The following is a 13,435-nucleotide window of genomic DNA, read 5'->3' as shown; positions in this document are numbered from 1 at the left end:
GACTAATGTAATGATAGGCCGCCGGCAGCAAATTTAATATGCTTGGTTTCCTTGGAAAAGTTGCCGACTACACTAAAGAAGCCATTAGTGCAGCGAAATATTTAGTTGATGGACTAGGCGTTACATTTGACCACATGCGTCGAAGGCCTGTAACGGTTCAATATCCTTACGAAAAACTAATTCCATCTGAGCGTTATCGAGGAAGGATTCATTATGAATTTGACAAGTGCATTGCTTGCGAGGTTTGCGTAAGGGTATGTCCAATTAATCTTCCAGTTGTTGATTGGGTAATGAATAAAGAAACCAAGAAAAAAGAATTGAGAAATTATTCTATTGACTTTGGTGCATGTATTTTTTGTGGAAATTGCGTTGAATATTGCCCTACAAATTGTTTATCAATGACAGAAGAATATGAACTCGCTGCATTTGATAGACATAGCCTTAACTACGATAATGTTGCTCTTGGAAGACTACCAACAAGTGTAACTTCAGATCCATCAGTTCGCCCGCTAAGAGAATTAGCTTATTTGCCCGAGAGCATCATGGACCCTCATGAATTACCTGCGAACCAAAAAAGAGCAGGTAAACTTCCAATTCAGATTATAAAAGAACTAAAAACAGAGGAATCACAAAAAGAAGATAATAATTCGTCCGATATGGTTCAAAATAAATTAAATTCTACTAATTAATGAATATCGCTTATTCAACAGAATTAATTTGCTTTTTAATTCTTAGTGCTGTCGTAGTTTCTGGAAGTTTGGCAGTTGTTTTATTAGAAAATATTGTTTACTCAGCATTTTTATTAGGCGGAGTATTTATGGCTGTAGCAGGTTTATATCTTTTACTAAATGCTAGCTTTGTCGCTGCAGCTCAAATTCTTGTATATGTAGGAGCCGTAAATGTTTTGATATTATTTGCAATTATGTTGGTTAATAACAAAGAAAAGTTAAAACCAATTGACGGTCTTAAAACTAGAAAATTGATATCTGGTGCTGTTTGTGGTGGATTATTAATTTTATTATTGCGGGTTAGCCTTACCACTAAATGGAACTTACCTGGACCAACATCTATTGGCGAAGAAGCAACTGAGAGAATTGGTGAACATCTATTCACAGATTATTTATTACCTTTTGAACTTGCTTCGATTTTATTATTAATGGCTATGATTGGAGCAATTGTATTAGCGAGAAGAGATGTCTCAATTCCAATAGAGAATATAAATGATATAAAGAATAAAAATTCCTTAAGTGATAAGAAAGTTCCTCTTCTTTCCAAAAAATAGTATAAAATGAACTCAATTATAAATATAAAATTTAATTACTAAAGATGCTAGAAAATTCTATTGGGCCAGTACCTCTTCAGGCTTATCTTATAGTTGCTGCATTTCTGTTTTGTACAGGTGTATGGGGATTAATAAATAGTCGAAATGCTGTACGAGTTTTAATGAGTATTGAATTAATGTTAAACGCAGTGAATATAAATCTTATGAGTTTTTCATCCTATATAGACGGATCAATAATTAGAGGACAAGTGTTTTCAATTTTTGTTATAACAGTAGCAGCTGCCGAGGCTGCTGTTGGGCTGGCAATACTACTTTCATTGTATAGAAATAGAGTTACTATTGATATGGAAAGTTTCAATCTACTCAAATGGTAGGTATCTTCAATGACAACAAATCTGATCTGGATCTTATATAGATCAGATAGTGATAATGCATATACAGAAACATTAAATTGTAAAAAAATAATAGAAGGTTATGGAAAAAAAGTTTTATTTTCCGAAATAAGTAATGAAACAAATAATATAAATCAATTATTTTCAATATCTGATGTTTTACCTGAAATAGCTATTGTACTAGGAGGTGATGGAACAGTTTTAAGGGCTGCAAGATATTTATCCCCGAAAAATATACCTATTTTAAGTTTCAATGTTGGGGGGAATCTGGGATTTTTGACTCACGATCGTCATATCTTAAAACAAGAGAATTTTTGGGAGAGAGTTTCAAACAATAGATTTAACATACAAAAAAGAATGATGCTTGAAGCAACTGTATTTAAAGAAAAGCGCAATAACGAAAGCATAATTAAAAGATCATTTTTCGCTCTAAATGATTTTTATTTAAGATCTTGCACAGACGAAATTGCACCTACCTGCAGCCTTGAGCTTGAAATAGATGGTGAAGCTGTAGACAAATATAAAGGAGATGGACTTATCTTTTCTACCCCAACAGGTTCTACTGCTTACTCTATGGCCGCAGGGGGGCCAATAATCCACCCTTCCTTGGATGCGATAATTGTAAGCGCTATATGTCCGATGAGCTTGGCCAGCAGACCAATCGTGGTCCCTCCTAAAGCACAATTATTAATAAAACCAATAAGAGAAAAGAAGCAAAAAATAAAGCTATGGTTAGATGGATCTAGTGGATGCCTAATTGAAGCTAACGATACATGCTTAATAAAAAAATCTAATCATTCAACCTCAATAATAATTTTAGATGAAAATCTTTCTTATTATAAGACAATTACTCAAAAACTTCATTGGGCAAGCAGTCTTAATGAGAGTAATAAATAATAAATTATGGGTATAGAAATAGAAAGAAGATTCTTAGTTAAAAATGAGGATTGGAAATCACAAGCAATACTAAGTGAAGGTTTTAGTCAAGCCTATTTAAATTCAAGTCCAGATGAATGGGCTACTAGAGTAAGACTAATAGAGAATAAACAAGCATACATAACATTAAAGTCTTCTTTAAATGGATTAACAAACTACGAGTTTGAATATTCAATTCCTACAAAAGATGCTATTGAATTAATAAAATTATCAAAATATAAAATTACTAAAACGCGTTATCAACTAAACATAAATAACAAGAATTGGATAGTTGATCTTTTTGATGGGTCAAATTCTCCTTTGAAAATTGCTGAAATTGAATTGAATTATGAATCTGAAAAGATTAAAATCCCATCATGGTGTGGTCAAGAGATAACTGGGATCAAATCATTAAGCAATGTTTCTCTTGCTAAGACACCTATTTCTCAGTTGTCCGTAAAAGATCGGATGAAAATCAAAGGATCCTAAGCCAAAAGGCAACTTTTCCTTTAGATTGTCTTTATAATCACCACTGTCAAATCACGAAAACCTATGCATCCTTTGCAAGAGGTATAACTTGTTTGGCCTTTATGACAGAGAAGGTATCCTTCGCTTCACTTGTACTGACAAGGAAGCTTGCATTGCATATGCAAAGTTATTTGAGCTGTCATCAATTGAATTTTCTCTAATGCCCTTATCAGATATCAATGAGGAAAAAAATAATTAGATATTCTATGAAGCTGTTTCATCTGGCAATGAACAACAATTAAACCCATCACGGCAGATCTTTCCATGATCCATTGCCCAGTTTAATAAAGCCACTCTGTTTTTAGAACCTGTTTTTGTGAACATATTGCTTACATGATTGTCTACAGTTCTTTTGCTAATTGTCAGTTTTTCAGCAATCTCTTGATTAGTGAGACCATCTGCAACTAATCCAATAATCTCCATTTCCCTAGCCGAGAGTCCCATATGGGACGAATTAGCGATCTCTCCTGTAAACATTCCCCTCACTCACAACTCTTTAATTAATACTACTTAGATTAGGGCCTTTAATCACCGATAGTAATTATCTGGTAAAAAATAAATGTGAAATCTAAACTTCAAAATCGTCTTGAATCTGGCTTATCAGCTATCACTGCTGAAATAATGCCTCCTAGGGGAGGTAATACAGCTGTAGCCCTATCAAAAGCCATCAAATTAAAAGACCTTGTGCATGGTTTTAATGTTACAGACGGCAGCAGAGCAATAATGAGAATGAGTAGCCTAGCCTTATGCAAGCTGCTTTTAGAGGCAGGTCTTGAACCAGTTCTGCAATTATCATGTAGGGATAGGAATCGAATCGCATTACAAGCTGAATTACTTGGTGCACATGCTTTAGGAATAAGAAATATACTTTGTTTAACTGGTGATCCTGTTCGAGTAGGAGACCAATCCCAAGCCAAATCAGTTCAAGACTTAAACTCAATAGAACTTATTGATCAAGTCACATCACTTAACAAAGGAATAGATCCAGTATCTGATTTGTTGCCTGATGGCCCAATTAATTTGTTTGCGGGAGCCGCAGCAGATCCAAATTGCAGAGGTTTTGATGGTTTAAGAAGAAGAATAGAACTAAAAAAAAGAGCTGGTGCAAATTTCCTTCAAACTCAAATGGTAATGGACCCAAAAGTACTTGAACGATTTTGCAAAGAAATAACAGAACCCATGAAAATTCCTGTTTTAGCTGGAGTTTTTCTGCTTAAATCCGCCAAAAATGCCCAATTCATAAATCGTGTAGTACCAGGTGCATGCATACCCGAATCAATTATTTCCAGACTTGATAGTTCATCTAACCCTATTGATGAAGGTATATCAATTGCTGCAGAGCAAGTAAAAAGTTTTCTAGGAATTTCTCAAGGAGTTCACCTTATGGCCGTTAAAGCAGAACAACAAATACCGATAATTTTAGAAAGAGCAAATATTAATTAGATGAACCAATGAGATCAGTACCTAATAATTCAGCCATTGCTTTTTGTTGAGGTGAAGGTTCGCCTAAGTCCTGTCTTCTTGCATCTGTTATTAACCAATCTAAAGCAGCTTCCTGTAAATCAAAATGATCACCTTCTTTACCAACACAATATCTACCAAAAACTAACTTCTCTACAAGTTGTACTCCAGGCCCTATCAGTGAATAATCAAAGATTATTGAATTATCAATTGTTGCACCTTCACAAATACAACAACTCGGACCAATCATAGAAGGACCAATAATAGTTGCACCATCTTCAATCCTTGTCATTCCACCAACATATATAGGTCCTTTAACGTTTATTTTATCCCAATTAGCTGCAACATTTAAACCAGTAAAAATTCCAGGTCTAACTTGCTTTCCTGGTATTTCAACCTGTCTAACATCACCTTTAAGAACATTCCTTATTGCTCTCCAATAATCTGGTACTTTACCAATATCAACCCACTCAAAATCCATTGGTAAAGCATAGAAAGGTGCCCCTTTTTCTACTAATTTTGGAAACAAATCTGAGCCAATGTCAAATGGTTTTCCAGAAGGAATATAATTAAAGATTTCAGGCTCAAATAAATAAATTCCAGTATTAATCGTATCGCCTAGAGCATTATCTATAGAAGGTTTTTCTTGAAAAGCTTGAACTCGATCTTCTTCGTCAGTTACAACAACGCCATAACTACTTACTTGATCTTTGGATACACGTTTAGTTATCAAACTAGCTAAAGCCCCTTTCTCTTTATGTCTTCTTACAGCTTCAGATAAATCCAAATCAATTAGTGCATCTCCACACAAGACAACAAAAGTGTCATCAAAAAACTTTTGAAAATCTTGAATTTTCTTCAGCCCGCCTGCTGACCCAAGTGCATCTCCAATTAATTCTCCGTCTTCAATACGTCCCTCAAAACTGTATGCAATTTCAACTCCAAATCTTTGTCCATCTCGAAAATAATTCTCTATCTCTTCTGCCAAATGGGAAACATTAACCATAACCTCAGTAAAACCATGCTCCTTAAGAAGTTCCAAAAGAAACTCCATTACAGGTTTCTGAAGGATAGGAATCATTGGCTTTGGAATCACATGGGTGATCGGCTGAACTCGGGTTCCTTTCCCAGCCGCCAGGATCATCGCCTTCATAGGCGGTTTAACCTAAGCTGTACAAGGCCAACATAGAATGCTAGCTCCAAAAAGTGCTAAGCAGCAGCCGGCGAGCCATCTGTCACTCCTAAAGAAGCGAGGGGAAGTTGAGCAACCATTCCTGGTTCCAAAAGCCTCTTTAGAGTTATGGGAGAGAACAATGAACCTTCTTGATCAATCTCCACCTTGCCTTGAGAGCATAAAAACAATAAAGCCCAAAAGACTCCTACTCTATCTGTATCCAAATCGTCTGATGCAGAATTTTCTTTCCATCTCTCTACTAATAATTCAAAATCTACCCAATTCAAAGCTTGCTCCCAATTATTTATGAAAATCGCTAGAGCAGCAGTTGTTTCAGGTAATTTTTCTCTATGAGCCAGAGATGAAACTTGAGCAATAACCTCCCTATTACTTAATTTCTTTTGTCGTAACTTTCTACGGTTTTGCAACTCATCATTTTTTAAAGACTCTGCGATTGTCTCAAGCTGATTTATTAATTCTCCAAGAGTAACTGGCCTTCTAAATGGGGGAGGTGCAACTGGCCTTCTAAAAAGATGTCTCTCTGGTCGAAGAGGTAATTGAAAACTGTCATCTAGCCAACCCTGTTCGCCAAAATCAAAGTCTGAATCATCTTCAACTTCCTTATCAAACAAGAACATTTCAGCCTCAAGCACCTCCGCCTTTAAACCAACTAAGACAGAAGCAGCTAAAAAGGCCTCACTACTCTGAGCGAGATCAACCTCATAACTTCCTCCATTCTGACTGAAATGTTGTGAAATCTTTTTTGGAATTTCAATACGCTGCTTAAGTTGATCCAAAAAACCATCTACAACTGGAATAACATCCACATCCCAAGGGTCAATATCTCCTCTTTGAGCAGCATCTTGCAATAAACGAATAGCAAGTCTCGCGCCAGAATCAGAATTTTGAGTTAAAAGATCAACTGGCAATTAGGAATATGAGTCTAAAAGCAAGTTATCTCTATATTGGATGGAATGCCAGGTTAAATAATTTTCAATCAAAAATAGGGGCTTCAATAGCCCCAATGGATAAATTTGTATTACTAATAATTGTTGCTTGATCACTTCTAATTCTTTCAACGGCTAACAAATCTCTTTTAACCAAACCATCAATTGATGACATATAAGTATCAGTCATAATTTTTGGATACAAACCAATTCCAATAATAGGAACTAATAAACAAGCAATTATATAAATTTCCCTAGGTTCTGCATCTACCAATTTTGCTTTTGATATTAACTTCGCATTCTCTTTCCCGAAGAAAATTTCTCTGAGCATCGACAATAAATATATAGGTGTCAAAATGACTCCTATTGCAGCTAATGCAGCAACAACAATTCTAAAAGGGAGTGTATAAATTTCATCAGTTACAAATCCAACAAAGACCATTAATTCTGAGATAAATCCACTCATTCCAGGTAAAGCCAGAGAAGCAAAAGCACATGCAGTCCATAAAGCAAACATAATCCTCATGTTTTGGCCAATACCACCCATCTCATCTAATTGAAGAGTGTGAGTCCTGTCGTAAGTTGCACCAACAAGGAAAAACAAACTTGCTCCTATTAAACCGTGGCTCACCATTTGCAACATCGCTCCACTAGTTCCTAGAGAACTAAAGCTTCCAATACCTATCAAAACGAAACCCATATGACTTATTGAGCTATAAGCAATTTTCCTTTTTAAATTTCTTTGAGCAAAAGAAGTTAAAGCTGCATAAATAATATTTACTACTCCCAGAACAATTAACAATGGTGCAAATTGAGCATGAGCATCAGGCAGTAATTGTGCGTTAAATCTAAGGAGGGCATATCCACCCATCTTTAAAAGTATGCCTGCTAAGAGCATATGTACGGGAGCTGTGGCCTCTCCGTGCGCGTCTGGCAACCAAGTATGAAGAGGAACTATAGGAAGTTTGACCCCAAAAGCTATTAGCAATCCTGAATAACAAAGCAATTGAAACCCCTTACCAAAATTTTGCTGAGCTAAATGTGTATAACCGAAATCTGGTATCCCGCCACCTTGAAAGAAACCCATTGCAAGTCCAGCAAGGAGAATAAATAACGAGCTGCCTGCTGTGTAGATAATAAATTTGGTCGCCGCATATTGCCTTTTCTTACCACCCCAAATTGCAAGGAATAAATACACAGGAAACAACTCCAATTCCCAAGCCAGAAAGAATAGCAACATATCTTGAACAGCAAATACAGCTATCTGGCCGCCATCCATGGCGAGAATTAAAAAGAAAAATAATTTTGGTTTATAGCTAACTGGCCACGCTGCCAAAACTGCAAGAGAAGTTATGAAACTTGTAAGCAATATCAATGGCATTGACAATCCATCTGCGCCAACAGACCAAGTCAATCCAAGAGATGGGAGCCAACTAACTTTTTCATATAATTGCAAACCTTCTTGACTTGGATTAAAACCTTTGAAGTAAGCAATGACTGTAATTAGAAAAGTAATTAAAGCAATTATTAGTGCATACCATCGAACTTCTTTTCCATCCCCTTTATCTGGAATAAAAGGAACAATTAATGCCCCAACAATGGGAAAAAATATAGATAAACTTAACCAGGGGAAATCGGCTGGAATTGGCTCAGGTATAAGCATTGTTCCTAGGCTGAAACTTGTATTTAGAGCGAATTCCAAGACTCGAAATTAATCACCACTTTTTGAGTTTAGAAATTATGAGATTATTGGCACCCTCTAGATAGGGGATGAAACACACACCTAAAAAAATTATGTAAATTATGCTCCTACAATTCCAAAAAGCGCAACGAGAACAATCACTCCTCCAAAAACAATCAATGCGTAAAACTGAGCTCTGCCTGTCTCAAAATATTTGAGTCCTTCTCCACTACCAAGAGTTAATAATCCAGTCAGATTGACTACTCCATCAACTACTTTTGCATCTACTTCTAGTACTTCTCTTGCAAGCTTTCTACTACCTTTTACAAAGATTTTTTCATTGATTTCATCTAGGTACCATTTGTTCTGAAGAAATGAATTTATTTGAGGGTACTTCTTGGATAGAGAAACACCAAGATCAAGTCGTTTCAAATAATAAGTTAAAACCGCCAATAATATCCCAGCAGATGAGATAACTACAGATGCAGTTGCAAGTGGAAGAAATTCTCCCCAACTAAACTTTTCTGCAGCTTCAACAGCCTCAATGGGATCTAGAAAGTTTGCGAAAATGCTGTCCCAAGGCACTCCTATAAATCCAATTAAAACAGACGGTATTGCCAAAGCTGCCAATGGGAATGTCATGGGCCAAGCAGATTCATGTATCTTGCCAACTTCATGATTTTCATGATCTTCATCTTTTTCTTTACCTGCTAAAGCAAGCAAAGAGACCTGCATCTCTTGATTTTCGCCTCGGAAGTCTCCTTCAAAAGTTAGAAAATAAAGTCTAAACATGTAAAAAGCTGTCATTCCTGCGGTTAAGAAACCAATGAACCAAAGTATTGGAAAACTATTAAAGGCTTGACCAAGAATTTCATCTTTACTCCAAAAACCTGCTAAAGGTGGAATGCCACTGATAGCAATACAACCAATGAAAAAAGTTATTGCTGTGATAGGCATTTTTTTACGAAGGCCTCCCATTAATCGCATGTCTTGAGCAAGTATTGGTTCATGACCAACCACCTCCTCCATGGCATGGATAACTGAACCTGAGCCAAGAAATAACATAGCCTTAAAACAAGCATGAGTAACAAGATGGAACATTCCTGCAATTGGTGCGCCACAGCCCATTGCAAGCATCATGTATCCAAGTTGAGAAACTGTGCTGTAAGCCAATCCTTTTTTCAAATCCATTTGTGTCAAAGCTATAGATGCCCCTAGGAAACAAGTGACTGTTCCAATAATTGCAATTAATAATCCAACAAAAGGGAACTGGCTAAACAAAGGATCAAGCCTTGCCACTAAAAACACTCCCGCTGCAACCATTGTTGCTGCATGAATTAGGGCAGAAATGGGAGTTGGGCCTTCCATTGCGTCAGGTAACCAAACATGTAAGGGAAATTGTGCAGACTTTGCCATTGGCCCCATAAAAACAAGAACGCAAAGAGTTAAAGCTGCCCAAACTGGAACTGTCCCAGAACTAACCGCCTCTGATAACCCATCTGCGATTCCATGAAAATCAAAACTACCAGTTGCCCAAAAAAGACCCAAAATACCAAGCAATAACCCAAAATCTCCCACTCTATTGACTATAAAAGCCTTTTGAGCTGCATGTGCAGCACCATCTCTGTCATACCAAAAGCCAACTAGTAAGTAAGAACACATTCCAACCAATTCCCAAAAAACATATATTTCAAGCAAATTTGGACTAACAATTAGTCCAAGCATTGAACTGCTGAATAAGGCTAAATAAGTAAAAAAACGAACATACCCAGGATCATGTGCCATATAACCATGGGAGTAAATCATCACCAAGAAAGCAATTGAAGTTACTAGAGTGAGCATGACTGCCGCTAAAGGATCAATCACATATCCCATTGGCAACTCAAAAGATCCTGCACTTGCCCAAATAAACAAGTGTTCAACTGGAGGATTGCCTGAGATTTGCTCAGCTAAAACTGCATAGCTGATAAATGCCGAAGCACCTAAACAACTTAAGAGGGTTATTGCTACGGGTTTCCGTGAACGATTAAAAAGATCATTAAAGCTAATTAATCCCAAACCAATCAAAACTGCCCCACAAAGAGGAAGAAGTGGAATTAACCAAGCAAAATCTGCCGCCGAATGCATCCAGCTAAATCATATTGAAATAAGTTTAAGCAATTCTTGCTAGTAATTCAGTTAAATCAAAAGAGAGAAATCTCTGAGCTCCAACAGAAATAAATTTATGGGACCACCAGAAAAAAATCACTGCAATTAGAATCCCCATTTGAGAGGGCCTAAGAAATTCTTTTATTTGTAATTTTTGTCGTCCATCCAACACAGCCAAGAATGGGATAATTGATGTTTTTTGCTTCACTTCCTCAAATTCTTTTCCGAATTTGAGAGTAAGTCTTCTATCACCATGCCAAATAGCAAACAAATGATGTGCAATCAATCCCAAGCAAGTAACAAGAGTAAAACTTGTACCTATCCAAAGTAAATGGGCAAAACACCAAATAATTTGACCAATTGCCTGGGGATGGCGAGTGACTCTAATAATCCCTGTTGCATATATTCTTACTTTGGGCTTTAGGACAGCAGGAATTTCTAAAAGGTTATACGTAGCTGGATATAAAAAAAGAAAACTTATTGCACTTAAAATCCAAATCAAAGGAATAAGTCCGCTAGCTCCTTGAAAATTCCAAAACCTAACTCCATCGTAACGATGAGAAATAAAATAACCAACCAAAATCACAGCTGAGGGAATACTGGCAAGAGCAAAGATCAATCTCCATGCTCTTGCACCAATTACACTCTCCGCCTTCACCCTTAAAGCTGCTCCACCACTATGAATAACCGCAAAAAAAAATAAAAGTAATATCATCCAGAAACTTGAACCATGAGTATCTGAAAATGTCATTATTTCTATAAGATGTCTCTTGATAAATTATTAGATCCTTACCGGATCAACAGTTGGAGTTGTTTTTCCCTACATTTTATTTTAATAACTGCCATGAAGGCCTGCCACCATGGCCGAGATCCCATTCACTCTTGATCAACTAAGAATCCTCAAAGCAATTGTTGATGAGGGAAGCTTTAAAAAAGCTGCTGACAGCCTCTTTGTTACACAACCGGCTGTGAGTTTACAAGTTCAAAACCTTGAAAAACAACTAGAAATTGCCATATTTGACAGAGGTGGCAGAAAAGCTCAACTAACTGAAGCGGGAAAGCTGCTATTAAATTACTGTGAGAAAATCTTAGGAGAGTGCCAAGAGACTTGCAAAGCCATTGAAGATTTAAATAATCTCAAAGGAGGATCCATAATTATTGGAGCTAGTCAAACCACTGGTACTTATTTGATGCCAAGGATGATTGGGCTCTTCAGACAAAAGTTTCCTGAGGTTTCAGTTCAACTTCAAATTCATAGCACTAGAAGGACAGGATGGAGTGTTGCGAATGGGCAAATAGATATTGCTATTATCGGTGGCCAACTTCCATTAGAACTAAATGAATCATTACAAGTAATTCCATTTGCAACTGATGAGTTAGCTCTTGTCTTACCTACTAAGCATCCATTAGCAAAGTCAAAAGAGCTCAAAAAAGAAGATTTATATAGTCTAAGATTTATTACTTTAGACAATCAATCAACCACAAGAAAAGTCTTAGATAAACTTTTATCTTCCTCAGGCCTAGACGTCCAAAGATTACATATAGAGATGGAATTAAATTCTCTTGAAGCTATAAAAAATGCTGTTCAATCTGATCTAGGAGCTGCTTTCCTCCCAGTTGTCTCAATTGAAAGGGAACTTTCAGGAGGAAGTATTCACAGGCCAATTGTTGCAGATCTAGAAGTAAAAAGAGAACTCAAAGTAATCACTAATCCTGGCAGATATTCATCTAGAGCTGCCGAAGCATTTACAAAAGATATCTTACCTTTATTTGCTAGTTCATTTTCTCCGCTGTTTAATGCTAAAAATTAAAACTGTATGGCTTCTTTATTGATACCAACTGCATCTTCTTCAGCACCTTTGATTATAAATTTATTTTCGTTGACATCCGCTTGATAAACACAACGAACAATTGGTTGGTCCCTAATAGAACCTATATAAGCAAATGTATTCATTCTCTGTTTGCACTCTCTAACATCTTCATTATTAATGGCTCCTTGTTTTTGCAAAACCGTCCAATTTTCTCTTCTAATAACGCAACCTGGTTGAAGAGCAGGTTGCGTAACAAAGCTTGTAGAGGGATTCAAGGTCGTGTACATTTCAATATCGATAACAAAGGCACTTGCACCGTATTGCCTACAAAAGTCGGGATCAGGAACCGCCATATCCAGTTGTTGCTGACTTGCAATGTTTCCTTGACCACCTGACGTTGTGCTTGTAATAAGGCTTCCTATGCCAACACCAATTACCAATACTCCAGCCAAAATAGCAATTGAATTGGAGTTGATTTTTATACCACCACCTCCTCCTCCATCCGAGGGACCTGACGATTTAAATCGACTTCCTCTTGATTCATATTGGTCTCTAACATTTGAATCTTTTCTATAGTTAAATCTGTTTCCTTCTTGTCTTCTCGCCAAATCTGATCTCCTACGAGGCGATGGTCGTCGATTATAAGGACCTTGATTCATAATAATTCTTGAGTTCTAGGTAATCCCATGGAATAGTTCATAACTCTGCTATTTGGGTTATAACTGAGTTCTCCGTCTTTCAGTAACTTTCTAATAAAATCTTCAAGCAAGGATCCAATTTTTCTCAAGCTATAATCGCTCAGTTCATTACCAGCTTGATAGTCCACTAGTTCACGAAAATAATCTTGAACTTTTTTTATTGCTTGATCACTCCAAAGAAATTCATTATCCGGATCGATATCTAAAGTCAAATTTTCATTATCTAAAATTAAATCATTATTTTCGACTACTGCAGTAAATATTCTTACGTGTCTAGTTGTGCATTTGAGAATAGTATCGCTCATGAATTTAAAACAACAAACCAAAATATATACTGCAAATTTAACGACCTAAACCCTTGTTGGGTGGTCTTAATCATTAAAGTTGTTAAATACTCT

At 36.5% G+C, this 13,435-nt stretch carries 15 protein-coding genes; 7 read left to right on the top strand and 8 right to left on the bottom strand.

Translation table 11 applies throughout. The features are described from left to right. Nucleotides 1–38 precede the first annotated feature (38 nt). The 5 genes from ndhI to O5637_RS08665 are packed head-to-tail and all read left to right on the top strand — an operon-like array spanning nucleotide 39 to nucleotide 3,078. A complete protein-coding gene (gene ndhI, locus O5637_RS08685; RefSeq protein WP_269604274.1) occupies nucleotides 39–689 on the top strand; it encodes an NAD(P)H-quinone oxidoreductase subunit I in 651 nt (216 codons plus the stop codon). Next, complete coding sequence (locus tag O5637_RS08680) at nucleotides 689–1,282, top strand: NADH-quinone oxidoreductase subunit J (RefSeq protein ID WP_269604272.1); 594 nt, start codon at nucleotides 689–691, stop codon at nucleotides 1,280–1,282. Before ndhI ends, O5637_RS08680 begins: the two co-directional genes overlap by 1 nt. A 44-nt stretch (nucleotides 1,283–1,326) precedes the next feature. Continuing rightward, nucleotides 1,327–1,656, top strand: coding sequence for an NADH-quinone oxidoreductase subunit NuoK (gene nuoK, locus O5637_RS08675; RefSeq protein ID WP_269604270.1), 330 nt, complete (start codon nucleotides 1,327–1,329; stop codon nucleotides 1,654–1,656). 9 nt (nucleotides 1,657–1,665) lie between these two features. Beyond that, nucleotides 1,666–2,571: an NAD(+) kinase gene (locus tag O5637_RS08670; RefSeq protein WP_269604267.1), complete on the top strand. Its 906-nt coding sequence runs from the start codon at nucleotides 1,666–1,668 to the stop codon at nucleotides 2,569–2,571. Nucleotides 2,572–2,577: 6 nt separating this feature from the next. After that, nucleotides 2,578–3,078 (top strand): CYTH domain-containing protein, encoded by a 501-nt coding sequence (locus O5637_RS08665; RefSeq protein ID WP_269604265.1) that lies wholly within the window; start codon nucleotides 2,578–2,580, stop codon nucleotides 3,076–3,078. 243 nt (nucleotides 3,079–3,321) lie between these two features. On the opposite strand, the gene O5637_RS08660 is transcribed toward O5637_RS08665, so the two are convergent. Beyond that, nucleotides 3,322–3,594, bottom strand: coding sequence for a helix-turn-helix domain-containing protein (locus tag O5637_RS08660; protein ID WP_269604263.1), 273 nt, complete (start codon nucleotides 3,592–3,594; stop codon nucleotides 3,322–3,324). Between the two features lie 84 nt (nucleotides 3,595–3,678). On the opposite strand from O5637_RS08660, the gene O5637_RS08655 reads away from it, so the two are divergent. Beyond that, complete coding sequence (locus O5637_RS08655) at nucleotides 3,679–4,560, top strand: methylenetetrahydrofolate reductase (protein WP_269604261.1); 882 nt, start codon at nucleotides 3,679–3,681, stop codon at nucleotides 4,558–4,560. On the opposite strand, the gene O5637_RS08650 is transcribed toward O5637_RS08655, so the two are convergent. The 5 genes from O5637_RS08650 to O5637_RS08630 form a co-directional block, all read right to left on the bottom strand. Then, the gene (locus O5637_RS08650; RefSeq protein ID WP_269604259.1) at nucleotides 4,553–5,731 is read right to left on the bottom strand and encodes a nucleotidyltransferase family protein; all 1,179 of its coding nucleotides are present in this window, start codon (nucleotides 5,729–5,731) and stop codon (nucleotides 4,553–4,555) included. The genes O5637_RS08655 and O5637_RS08650 overlap by 8 nt on opposite strands. Nucleotides 5,732–5,787: 56 nt before the next feature. After that, entirely contained in the window at nucleotides 5,788–6,681 is an 894-nt protein-coding gene (locus O5637_RS08645; RefSeq protein WP_269604257.1) for a segregation/condensation protein A, read from the bottom strand. 64 nt (nucleotides 6,682–6,745) lie between these two features. Then, a complete protein-coding gene (locus O5637_RS08640) occupies nucleotides 6,746–8,362 on the bottom strand; it encodes an NAD(P)H-quinone oxidoreductase subunit 4 (protein WP_269606958.1) in 1,617 nt (538 codons plus the stop codon). 138 nt (nucleotides 8,363–8,500) lie between these two features. Further along, entirely contained in the window at nucleotides 8,501–10,507 is a 2,007-nt protein-coding gene (locus tag O5637_RS08635) for an NAD(P)H-quinone oxidoreductase subunit 5 (protein WP_269604255.1), read from the bottom strand. 25 nt (nucleotides 10,508–10,532) lie between these two features. After that, nucleotides 10,533–11,279: an NnrU family protein gene (locus tag O5637_RS08630; RefSeq protein WP_269604254.1), complete on the bottom strand. Its 747-nt coding sequence runs from the start codon at nucleotides 11,277–11,279 to the stop codon at nucleotides 10,533–10,535. 109 nt (nucleotides 11,280–11,388) lie between these two features. Between O5637_RS08630 and O5637_RS08625 the strand changes: the two genes are divergently transcribed. Beyond that, nucleotides 11,389–12,339 (top strand): LysR family transcriptional regulator, encoded by a 951-nt coding sequence (locus O5637_RS08625; protein ID WP_269604251.1) that lies wholly within the window; start codon nucleotides 11,389–11,391, stop codon nucleotides 12,337–12,339. Here the strand turns inward: O5637_RS08625 and O5637_RS08620 are convergent. Continuing rightward, complete coding sequence (locus tag O5637_RS08620; protein ID WP_269604250.1) at nucleotides 12,336–12,998, bottom strand: DUF3172 domain-containing protein; 663 nt, start codon at nucleotides 12,996–12,998, stop codon at nucleotides 12,336–12,338. The genes O5637_RS08625 and O5637_RS08620 overlap by 4 nt on opposite strands. Continuing rightward, nucleotides 12,995–13,342 (bottom strand): NAD(P)H-quinone oxidoreductase subunit M, encoded by a 348-nt coding sequence (locus tag O5637_RS08615; RefSeq protein ID WP_269604248.1) that lies wholly within the window; start codon nucleotides 13,340–13,342, stop codon nucleotides 12,995–12,997. Before O5637_RS08615 ends, O5637_RS08620 begins: the two co-directional genes overlap by 4 nt. Nucleotides 13,343–13,435: the final 93 nt, after the last annotated feature.

The sequence above is a fragment of the Prochlorococcus marinus str. MIT 0917 genome (assembly GCF_027359575.1).
Taxonomy (GTDB): domain Bacteria; phylum Cyanobacteriota; class Cyanobacteriia; order PCC-6307; family Cyanobiaceae; genus Prochlorococcus_B; species Prochlorococcus_B marinus_D.
The sequence above is the reverse complement of the archived record's forward strand: the minus strand, read 5'-3'. Positions and strand labels throughout refer to the sequence as shown.

Bases quoted from the DNA above. Each gene is read 5' to 3' on its own strand.
- O5637_RS08650 (WP_269604259.1), bottom strand. From the start codon at position 5,731: ATGAAGGCGATGATCCTGGCGGCTGGGAAAGGAACCCGAGTTCAGCCG.
- O5637_RS08680 (WP_269604272.1), top strand. From the start codon at position 689: ATGAATATCGCTTATTCAACAGAATTAATTTGCTTTTTAATTCTTAGT.
- O5637_RS08665 (WP_269604265.1), top strand. From the start codon at position 2,578: ATGGGTATAGAAATAGAAAGAAGATTCTTAGTTAAAAATGAGGATTGG.
- O5637_RS08635 (WP_269604255.1), bottom strand. From the start codon at position 10,507: ATGCATTCGGCGGCAGATTTTGCTTGGTTAATTCCACTTCTTCCTCTT.
- O5637_RS08625 (WP_269604251.1), top strand. From the start codon at position 11,389: ATGGCCGAGATCCCATTCACTCTTGATCAACTAAGAATCCTCAAAGCA.
- O5637_RS08640 (WP_269606958.1), bottom strand. From the start codon at position 8,362: ATGCTTATACCTGAGCCAATTCCAGCCGATTTCCCCTGGTTAAGTTTA.
- O5637_RS08660 (WP_269604263.1), bottom strand. From the start codon at position 3,594: ATGTTTACAGGAGAGATCGCTAATTCGTCCCATATGGGACTCTCGGCT.
- nuoK (WP_269604270.1), top strand. From the start codon at position 1,327: ATGCTAGAAAATTCTATTGGGCCAGTACCTCTTCAGGCTTATCTTATA.
- ndhI (WP_269604274.1), top strand. From the start codon at position 39: ATGCTTGGTTTCCTTGGAAAAGTTGCCGACTACACTAAAGAAGCCATT.
- O5637_RS08615 (WP_269604248.1), bottom strand. From the start codon at position 13,342: ATGAGCGATACTATTCTCAAATGCACAACTAGACACGTAAGAATATTT.
- O5637_RS08620 (WP_269604250.1), bottom strand. From the start codon at position 12,998: ATGAATCAAGGTCCTTATAATCGACGACCATCGCCTCGTAGGAGATCA.
- O5637_RS08630 (WP_269604254.1), bottom strand. From the start codon at position 11,279: ATGACATTTTCAGATACTCATGGTTCAAGTTTCTGGATGATATTACTT.
- O5637_RS08670 (WP_269604267.1), top strand. From the start codon at position 1,666: ATGACAACAAATCTGATCTGGATCTTATATAGATCAGATAGTGATAAT.